The 9,980-nt window shown below is 62.0% G+C and carries 6 protein-coding genes and 1 pseudogene; 5 read left to right on the top strand and 2 right to left on the bottom strand.

What is annotated here, in order from left to right; genetic code table 11:
* Positions 1–1,410: heavy metal translocating P-type ATPase (locus DBR30_RS22565; RefSeq protein ID WP_258224501.1), on the top strand; the 1,410-nt coding region annotated here is incomplete at its 5' end.
* A gap of 210 nt (positions 1,411–1,620) precedes the next feature.
* On the opposite strand, the gene pulA is transcribed toward DBR30_RS22565, so the two are convergent.
* Positions 1,621–5,685: a pullulanase-type alpha-1,6-glucosidase gene (gene pulA / locus DBR30_RS18840; RefSeq protein WP_108541402.1), complete on the bottom strand. Its 4,065-nt coding sequence runs from the start codon at positions 5,683–5,685 to the stop codon at positions 1,621–1,623.
* A gap of 262 nt (positions 5,686–5,947) precedes the next feature.
* Here pulA and DBR30_RS18835 point away from each other — a divergent pair, with 262 nt between their 5' ends.
* On the top strand, positions 5,948–6,361 hold the full coding sequence (locus tag DBR30_RS18835) for a hypothetical protein (RefSeq protein ID WP_108541401.1): 414 nt from the start codon (positions 5,948–5,950) through the stop codon (positions 6,359–6,361).
* A gap of 56 nt (positions 6,362–6,417) precedes the next feature.
* Here DBR30_RS18835 and dmeF read toward each other — a convergent pair whose 3' ends face one another.
* Positions 6,418–7,374 (bottom strand): CDF family Co(II)/Ni(II) efflux transporter DmeF, encoded by a 957-nt coding sequence (dmeF, locus tag DBR30_RS18830; protein WP_108541400.1) that lies wholly within the window; start codon positions 7,372–7,374, stop codon positions 6,418–6,420.
* Between the two features lie 71 nt (positions 7,375–7,445).
* On the opposite strand from dmeF, the gene DBR30_RS18825 reads away from it, so the two are divergent.
* From DBR30_RS18825 to DBR30_RS18815, 3 genes and pseudogenes are all read left to right on the top strand, one after another.
* Positions 7,446–7,721, top strand: a complete 276-nt coding sequence (locus DBR30_RS18825) for a metal/formaldehyde-sensitive transcriptional repressor (RefSeq protein WP_058058594.1) — start codon at positions 7,446–7,448, stop codon at positions 7,719–7,721.
* Between the two features lie 126 nt (positions 7,722–7,847).
* Positions 7,848–9,044, top strand: coding sequence for an amino acid aminotransferase (locus DBR30_RS18820; RefSeq protein ID WP_108541399.1), 1,197 nt, complete (start codon positions 7,848–7,850; stop codon positions 9,042–9,044).
* A gap of 163 nt (positions 9,045–9,207) precedes the next feature.
* Positions 9,208–9,980: pseudogene (locus DBR30_RS18815) on the top strand (LysR family transcriptional regulator); the annotation flags it as partial.

The raw sequence follows: 9,980 nt of genomic DNA, 5'->3' as shown, positions 1-9,980 counted from the left end.
CCTGCCGACGCCCGCCTGCTCGATGAGCTCGGTGCGTTTGACGAGAGCGCCCTGACCGGTGAGTCTATTCCGGTGGAACGCCGTCAGGGTGACAAGGTGCCGGCCGGCAGTCTGGCTGCAGATCGAGTGCTGCGCCTTGAAGTCGTCTCCGAGCCCGGCAACAACGCCATCGACCGCATTCTGCACCTCATCGAGGAGGCCGAAAGCCAGCGCGCGCCCATCGAGCGCTTTATCGACCGCTTCAGCCGCTGGTACACCCCGGCCATGATGCTGGTCGCCCTGCTGGTGGTGCTGATGCCGCCCCTTGCCTTCGGCCAGAGCTGGGACGAGTGGATCTATCGCGGGCTGGCGCTGCTGCTCATTGGCTGCCCCTGCGCGCTGGTCATCTCCACCCCGGCAGCGGTCACCTCGGCGCTGGCCGCCGCAACCCGTCAGGGGGCGCTGATCAAGGGGGGGGCCGCACTGGAGCGACTGGCCCATATCGATACAGTCGCCTTTGACAAGACCGGCACCCTGACGCTGGGCAAGCCGCAGCTGACCGAGCTGGTGAGCCTCAATGGCCAGCCGGAGGACGAGTTGCTGGCACTGGCGGCTGCCATCGAGCAGGGCTCCCACCACCCGCTGGCCCGCGCCGTGGTCGCCAACGCGACCGAACAGGGGCTGACGCTGGCGGAGGCCCGCGACCTGCGCGCACTGCCGGGCATGGGGGTTGAGGGACGCGTCAACGGTGAACTGTGGCAACTGCTGGCACCGAGCCGGGTGGCGGCCCTGAATATGGAACAGCAAACCCGGATTGCTTCGCTGGAGCAGCAGGGCAAGACCGTTGTGGTGCTCTGCCAGAGCAGCGATGCTCAGGCGTTGCCGGTTGCCCTGCTGGCGCTGCGGGATCAGATCCGGCCGGAGGCGGCGGCTGCGCTGCAAGAACTCCATCAGCTCGGGCTCAACAGCATCATGTTAACCGGGGATAACCCCCGCGCTGCTGAGGCGATCGCCACCGAGCTGGGCATGGGCTGGCGCGCCGGTCTGCTGCCGGAGAACAAGGTAGAAGAGATCGCCAAGCTCGCCAGCACCCGGAAGGTTGCCATGATCGGCGATGGCATCAACGATGCCCCCGCCATGAAGCGGGCCAGTATCGGCATCGCCATGGGGGGCGGCACCGATGTGGCGCTGGAGACCGCAGATGCGGCGCTGACCCACAACCAGCTCGGCGGTATTGCCGCGATGATCCGGCTGTCGCGGGCGGCACTGGCCAATATTCACCAGAATATCGCGCTGGCGCTGGGGCTGAAGGCCATCTTCCTGGTCACCAGCCTGCTCGGCATTACCGGCCTGTGGATTGCGGTGCTGGCCGATACCGGCGCCACCGCGCTGGTGACCGCCAACGCCTTGCGGCTGCTGCGCAAGGGTTAAGCCAGCCAATGGCATCCCAGCCAAAAGCCGTCCCCCAACCGGGACGGCTTTTCATTTTCCTCTCATTTCTCTCACGGCACCCCGTAAAAGAAAAAGCGCGCCTGCCGGTCGGCAGTCGCGCTTTGCTTACTCTCTCGGAGTTATCCCACCCTTGGCAAGGTGGAATTCAACCCGGGGGCGCCGAGCCATCCCCCGGACTCAATGGCTTGCTTACTTGACGCTGCACTCCTGAATGACAGCAGTACCCGCCTTGACGCCAGCCGGGTCAACCTTCACCAGCACACTCCACAGCCCCTGCGGCAGGGTGATGCTGTTATTGGCACTGCCCCCCTTGGAGAAGGCGAACGAATAGCCGGTTTCAGCGTTCACCGCGCCGCCACCGTTGAGCAGGTACTCCTTGCTCCAGTCCTCATTGGCGACCTTGAACTCGGTGCTGCCGGCGTAGTTGAACGCCGCCTGATAGATGGCAAGATCGCCGTCCATCCCCTTGTAGCTCAGCTGGTACTGGGGCTGGGCTCCCCAGCCGGAGAGCTCACCCTTGACGAACAGGTTGTAGCCGAGCGGATTGCCCGCCACAGTCTCCAGCACCTTGCAGCTCTGCACCGGCTCGGTGAAGCTGACGCTCAGGGTCGGTTTGTCCTTGTTCATGGCGGTAAAGACAAACTTGTAGCTGCCTGCCTTGGCCAGATCGACACCGATATTGCCGGTTTCTCCCCCCTTGCAAAGGGTCAGCGGAGTGCCGACCACCAGCTTGTCACCGGCGTTGCAACTGCCGTAGTTAATGCCCCAGCCAGAGTCCGCCACCTTCAATTCGGTGCTACCAAGCTGCTCCGCCGTCACTTCTGCGCTGAACTCGTACATGAAGTTACTGGTAAATGTCAGCGGATTCTTGTCGCCAAAACTGGGGTCCAAGAAGCCCTTCAGATAAACATCGGTGGTGCCAAACGGTGGCAGGGTGCTCAGGTCGGTCTTCTTGCTGACCGGCAGGCCCGCCCCCTGTGCACCAGACTGCGGCTTGACGAACACGGCGGCAGACCAGGCCCCCAGCGTCAGCTGGCCATTATCATAGGCGGCGCCGCTGGCGATGCTGTCGACTGCGCGATGCTTGCTGCTTAGCACCATACCGCTCAGGTCGATGGGCTGATCGTTGCCGTCACGGAAGTCGCCGATGCTCTGGCTCTGGTTGCTGGCGTTGATCATCACCACCAGACCGTCGATGGCCGGATCCAGATCCGCCCCGGCACTGACGCCATCATCCACCGTCATGACGATAAGGCCCGGCACCTGATCCGGGCCGGTATTGCGGAAGTCGACCCGCTTGATCACCTCGGCACCGCTGCCCAGACGCAGCAGGCGGGAGGAGTTGCGCAGCTCCGCCAGCTCCTGATAGAAGCTCACCATCTGCGCCATCTCGGCCGAGCCCGGCTTGGCATGCTTGCCAAGCACCTGCTCGATCAGCGGATAGTTGTCGCCATCCTTGTCCTTGCGCGGCAACCCCTTGTCGAAGTTGTTGTCGCCCAAGGTGTAGTCGACCTTGTTGTACCAGTCGCCCGAGTCATAGCTGTCCCGCTCCATGGATTTGGAACGCAGCAGCTCGACACCGGCGTGGGTGAAGGGAATGCCCTGACCCAGCATGGCAGTAGCCAGCGATACCCCCTGCATCCGCACCAGATCGGCTCCGGCAGGCGCCTTGTAGATCAGGTTGTCGAACAGGGTCTGGTTGTCGTGCTTGTCGACATAGTTCTGCACCTCCACCGGATCCTGGGCATAACCGGCGCTCTGACCGTTGTAGTCGATCTCGGCGCCTTTCTTCGGCATGCCATCCTTGTCGGTCAGCACGAACTCCTTGAGGTTGCCCGCCATGCCGAGCCGCACCAGATCGGACTGGTGCAAGGCCGTCGCCAGATCCACCTTGCTCATTTCGTTAGGATCGACGAAGGCACCGTTGCCAAAGCCCTGGGTCTTGCGAATGGTATCGCCACCGTCGAACGGACTGCCGCCGCGCACCGCATCGCGCAAGCGATCGGAGAAGGAGCCGATACCGGTACCGCCCAGATGCTTCTGGGTCGCCTGCACGAAGCGCTTGTCATCCTGCACTTCACCGAAGTTCCACCCCTCGCCGTAGAAGTACATCTCGGGATTGACCTTCTTCACCGCGGCCAGCGCCTGCACCATCTGATCTTTCGGGTGGTGGCCCATCAGGTCGAAGCGGAAGGCGTCGATCTTGTAGTCGCGCGCCCAGGTCACCAGCGAGTCATCCATCAGCTTGGCAAACATGGCGTGTTCCGGCGCCGTGTTGGAGCAGCAGGTGGAGTTCTCAACCGAGCCGGTCTCCGGATTGAGGCGCTGATAGTACCAGGGCACTATCTTGTCGAGCACCGACTTGGGACCGAGCCCGGATTCGTTGGTGTGGTTGTAGACCACGTCCATCACCACGTTCATGCCGATGTTCTGCTTGATGGCCTTGACCATCTCGCGGAACTCCAGAATACGTTTAGTGCCCTCGGCGTTGGTGGCGTAGGAGCCTTCCGGCGTGGTGTAGTGGTAGGGATCATAACCCCAGTTGAAGGAGTCGACGCCGCGCAGATAGCCGGAGAGCTCCTGCACCTGCGGATTATCCTTGCTGTCGCCCCCTTGCAGGTCGGCCAGCACATCTCCCACGGTCTGACCGCCACCGCAATAGCTGCCAAACTTCGAGTTTTTCACCTCCGGATTGACCTGACAGAGCTTGCTGAAGTCATCGCCGAGATTGGCCACCTTGGCCGGATCCTCGTTGACGGTGGCAATATCGAACACCGGCAGCAGGTGCAGGTGGCTGACGCCGCTCTTTGCCAGCGCTTTCAGATGGTTGACCGGTACAGAGTCGGGCTGGGTCAGACCGACAAATTTGCCGCGCTTCTCTTCATCGGTGGAGGCATCGTTCCCGGTCAGGTCGCGAATATGGGCCTCATAGATGGTGATATCGGCGGGGTTCTGCTGGCTATGAGGCGCCTTGAGGCTGTCCCACCCTTCCGGTTTCAGGGCCGGATCGTCGAGATCCACTACCTGACTGAACTCGGAGTTCATCGCCAGACTCAGGGAGTAGGGATCGGTCACCTCGTAGCGCTCGACCTTGCGGCTCAGCGGGTGGTAGACCTCCATGTCGTAGCGGTAGAACTGGCCGATCAGCTCGCTGCCCCCTTCGTAACTCCAGCTGCCGCTGGCGCTGTCGAAGGTCATCGCCACTTCACCACTCTTCTGGTGACTGGCGTTGTAGAGGGCCAGCTTGATCGACTTGGCGGTCGGCGCCCAGAGGCGGAAGGTCACCCGGTTGCCCTTCACCACGGAGCCATAGCTCAGCTTGGTCGCCTCTGTCGCATAGAGCGCATCGAGGGCACCGGCGCTCTGTACCAGAGTTGCCCCCTGCAGGATACCGTCGGCATCGGTGCCGATAGCCACCAGCTCACCCTTGAGCAGCGGCTTGAGATCTTTACCGGCCGGCAGGGCAAAGGCGGCGGCATCCTTGAGGTGCGGATATTTGGCCTGCTGCTCGGCAGTCAGGCTGGTCGCGGTCAGGCTGATATAGGGGAAATCGAACACCCCATCGGCATTGGCCTTGATGGTACCCGAGTCGGTGTAATAGAGGCGAATGTGGGGCTTGTCCTTGCCCCCTTGCCAAATCAGGGTATTGCCATCGATAAGATGAGCGCTGGCCCCCGCCACGCCAAAGGCGGCAGTGAAGGCTTCGGCACGGCTGCCAAACAGATCTTTCTTGCCCGCGACGATGGCCACGGTGCGATCCGGATGCTCACTGAAGATCACCTTCATATCGCTGCCGGTCAGGTTGGCCAGATCGCCGTTGCGGGCGATAAAGTTGATGCACCCTTCCACATTTTTGAGCGGAACGACCCAGGCCGGACCAAAGCTGTCGGCGGTGGCCGGTGTCTTGCTCTTGTCATCCCACCCGGTATTCAGGCCGCTATCTGCCGTTGCCTGGCAGGCGTCGTTGTTCCAAAGGTGCAGGCTGTAGCTGTCAAACGGTGCCTTGGCGCCTTTGGCTGCCGACTGGGTATCCACCAGCGCAATGACCACCTGATTGTCCCCGGCAACCAGCAGCTCTTTCGGGGGATCCATCTTGGGCAGACGAGCGACAGGCCCATCGGTGACTTCAGGTGTAGGCGGTGTAGGGGGGACGGGGTTCACACCGGAGGCATCAGAGCTGTTGTCATTACAGCCAGACAAAAGCGCGAGCAGTGAGGCTGTTACCAGCGCCACTTTGGTCTTTTTCATATCCATATTTTTATAATTCCCGCTGTAGTTAGTCTCGATAGTCGAGCACCCGGTCATTGCCAGGCGGTGCCATATTAATCAGCGGCAATCGATTCAAATGTGAGCGGAAAGGCAAAAAAACTATCCAGTTTCAACAAGATAACGTTTTCAGACTGAAACTTCGATCCGGCTCACAGACCTCGCAGCCATTTGGCCTCATATCTGGAAAACGGCAGTCACGGGGTCAGAAAAGCAATGTCTGATCAAGTGGATAGACAAGGAGTAAACAATGAAACGGATTGAAGAGCAGGCAAGACGACTCGATCAGGAGTATCAGGCGATCGGGCAGCTGTTCGACCAGTTCTGCCAGCAGGCTGGCACCCTGGCCGAGCAGTATCACTTCTTCAACTGGCCCGATTATGAAGACTCGCCCCCGCTGAGCCGCGCCTTCACCCTGCTGGGGGAACCCCGCGAACTGCGGCTGCGCTGTCAGCCCGGTGAGCGCTCCGCCCTCAATGGCCTGATCCAGGTGGTCTCGGAGGATGGCACCATAGATGCAAGCCTCGGGTTTCGCGCCGATGGCCAGCTGCTGCTGGAGTCCGGCAAGCTGCTGGACAACCCGCCCGGACTGCTGCTCAAGCTGCTGCTCGGCGCAGTGTGGCAACACAAGCCCCAGAATGAGATCACTGGGCAGCCGCACTGACATCAGGGAACCAACGGCACTGAAACCAGGGGGACCAACAGTCCCCTCTGTTTATCCTACTCGCTGGCGATCTCGATGGTCACATGCACCAGCTCTTCATAGATCGCCAGCCGCTCGCGGATCTGCTGCGCCGGTAGCGGATTGACCATCAGCAGAGAGAGCACGCAGGCATACTGCTGCTGCCCTACCCGCCAGACATGCAGATCGCGAATATCAGTGCCCGGCAGCTCGGCAATCACCTCGCGGATCTCCGCCACCAGCGGGGTATCCATCTCGGCATCCAGCAGCACCTGACCGGAGTCGCGCAACAGGCCCCAAGCCCATACCGCGACCAGTCCGGCACCCACTATGCCCATCAGCGGATCCAGCCAGTCGGCCCCCCACAGCATGCCCCCCACCAGCGCCAGAATCGCCAGCACGGAAGTGGCCGCATCCGCCAGCACGTGGATATAGGCGGCGCGCAGGTTGAGATCCTGATGGCCATGGTGATCGTCATGGTCATGATGATGATCGTGGTCGTGATGCTCATGATGGTGGTCATGCCCATGGTGATGGTGGCCGTGATCATCCTTGAGCAGCCAGGCACAGGCGAGGTTTACCAGCAGCCCCACCAGCGCGATAGCGATCGCCTGTTGATAGTGTATCGGGCTGGGATCCAGCAGCCGGAACACCGACTCGCACAGCATCAACCCGGCCACTCCCACCAGCAATAGGGCGCTGGTGAAGCCACCCAGCACCTCGATCTTCCAGGTGCCAAAGCTGAATCTGTGGTCGCGGGCGAAGTGGCGGGCGGCGCGGTAGGCCAGCACCGAGAGACCGAGCGCCAGCGCGTGGGAGCTCATGTGCCAGCCATCCGCCAACAGCGCCATGGAGTTGTAGAACCAGCCGCCGCCAATCTCCGCCACCATCATGATGACGGTCAGCAATACGGCCCAGCGGGTTTTCTGTTCGGCCAGCGGATTGCCCTCGTGGATGACGGGTTGATGGCAGTGGGATTGAGCGAGGGATGACATGGATTTCTCCTGAGAGCGATGACGCAATATACTATATCCCAGTATAGTTTTATTGATCGAGAGGATCCGTCATGTCCCACACCATTCACGACAAAAAGAAGCTGCTGGCACGGGTGCGCCGCATCAAGGGACAGGCCGGTGCGCTGGAGAGCGCACTGGAACAGGAGAGCGACTGCGCCGCTATCTTGCAGCAGATCGCCGCCATTCGCGGCGCCGTTAACGGCCTGATGCTGGAGGTGCTGGAGGGGCATATGCGCGAGCATCTCGGCGCCCCCGATGCCACCCCTGCCGAGCGATTGGAGGATCTGGATCAGGTGGTCAGCGTCCTGCGATCCTATTTGAAGTAAGCAGGATCGAGGCACCATCCCTCAGGCTCGACCAGCGTCGGGCTTGAGCCACCGCCAGCTTTGCGCCATGATGTCCAGCCCGGCTGACCGCCGGTTTTACTGGACAGTCAATTTCAAGGATCCCCCATGTTTGAACACGTCGATGCCTATGCTGGCGACCCCATCCTGACGCTAGTCGAGACCTTCCACAAAGACACCCGCGAGCAGAAGGTGAACCTGGGGATCGGCCTCTATTACGACGAGCAGGGGCGCATTCCGCTGCTGCCGTCGGTGCAGCAGGCCGAAGCTCAGCGCGCCGCCGCCCCGGCCCCACGCCCCTACCAGCCGATGGAAGGCGCCGCCAACTACCGCACTGCGGTGCAGCACCTGCTGTTTGGCGCCGACCATGAAGCGGTCAAGGCGGGACGTATCGCCACTATCCAGACCATCGGTGGCTCAGGCGCGCTCAAAATCGGCGCCGATCTGCTCAAGCGCTACTTCCCGACCTCCGAGGTGTGGGTCAGCAATCCGACCTGGGACAACCACAAGGCGATGTTCGAGGGAGCCGGCATCAAGGTGCACGACTACCCCTACTACGATGCGGCCACCGGCGGCGTGCAGTTCGATGCGATGATCGACTGCCTGAGCAGCCTGCCGGCGAAGAGCATCGTGCTGCTGCACCCCTGCTGCCACAACCCGACCGGGGTGGATCTCTCCCGCGCCCAGTGGGATCGGGTGATCGCACTGGTGGTCGAGAAGAACCTGATCCCCTTTATGGATATCGCCTATCAGGGCTTCGGCGACGGGCTGGAAGAGGATGCCTACGCCATTCGCTCCATGGTGGCCGCCGGCGTCAGCTTCTTCGTCAGCAACTCGTTTTCCAAGAACCTCTCCTTCTACGGCGAGCGCTGCGGCGGCCTGTCGGTCATCTGCAAGGATGCCGAAGAGGCGAGCCGGGTACTGGGTCAGATGAAGGCCACCGTGCGCCGCAACTACTCCAGCCCTCCTACTCACGGTGGCCAGATCACCGCGGCAGTGATGAGCCAACCCAAACTGCACGCCATGTGGGTCGATGAAGTGACCGAGATGCGCACCCGCATCAAGGCGATGCGCCAGAAGCTGTTCGAGGTGCTGAGCGCCAAGGTGCCAGGCCGCGATTTCAGCTACTTCATCAACCAGCGCGGCATGTTCAGCTACACCGGCTTCACCCCGGAGCAGGTTGACAGACTGCGCGAAGAGTTCGCCGTCTATCTGGTGCGCTCCGGCCGCATGTGCGTGGCGGGCCTCAACAGCCGCAACGTCGACTATGTGGCCGACGCCATGGCGGCGGTGCTCAAGGGCTAATCCGCACCAGCCCCGCTTTGGCGGGGCTTTTTTGTCTGTTGCGTTCGCAGCCACCTCTTGAGGAGTCTGCTCACCCTCCCCCTGCTGTGAGAGAATGCCAGCAGGTCACGCTGAATCTCCCTGATTCCAAGCCTGTTTATCTTCATCAATTTCAGGAGCCACTATGGATCTGATTGCTCTCTCTCGGCTGGGAGGTCGCCATCTGGTCACCCTGCACCTGCTGCTCGACAACCAGAGCGTCACCCGCACCGCCGAGCGGCTCTGCACCACGCCTTCCACCGTCAGCAAGACCCTCAACCAACTGCGGGATCTGCTGGGGGATCAACTGCTCTACCGCCAGGGCAACCAGCTACTGCTCACCCCCATGGCCGAGCGACTGGCTCCCACCCTGCACCGGCTGCTGGGGGAGCTGAACGGCCTCACTCGCCAGAACGCCTTCAACCCGCAGCAGTGGCAGGGCACATTGCGGCTGGGATTGCGTGAGAGCGTCATGACCTGGCCGGTGGGCCCCATTCTCGGTCAGCTGATGCAGGAGGTGCCGGGCATGGTGCCGGAGATCTGGAACAAGGATGAGCAGGGACTGGAGGCGCTGGCGGCGGGCAAACTCGACTTCGTGATCCTGCCCCATGACCAGAGCCAGCCGTTGCCGCGCCAGCCCGGGCTGGTGTGGGAGACCCTGCGGGAAGAAAAACTGGTCTGCCTGCTGCGCAAAGACCACCCCGCGCTGGCCAAGCCCTGGGATCTCGATGCCTACCTGAGCTGGCGCCATATCGCCATCCGGGATCAGGAGCTGGCCAACCCCTTCTTCGAGCAGAGCCTGGCCCAGCAGCAGGTGCGTCGCCAGATTGGCGCCACCCTGCCCGATTTTGCCAGCGCGGCGGCCCTGCTGCCCCAGACCGATCTGATCCTCACCGCCATCGGTGGCTGGGCGGCCTG

The sequence above is a fragment of the Aeromonas sp. HMWF017 genome (genome assembly GCF_003061465.1).
Taxonomy (GTDB): domain Bacteria; phylum Pseudomonadota; class Gammaproteobacteria; order Enterobacterales; family Aeromonadaceae; genus Aeromonas; species Aeromonas veronii.
The sequence above is the reverse complement of the archived record's forward strand: the minus strand, read 5'-3'. Positions and strand labels throughout refer to the sequence as shown.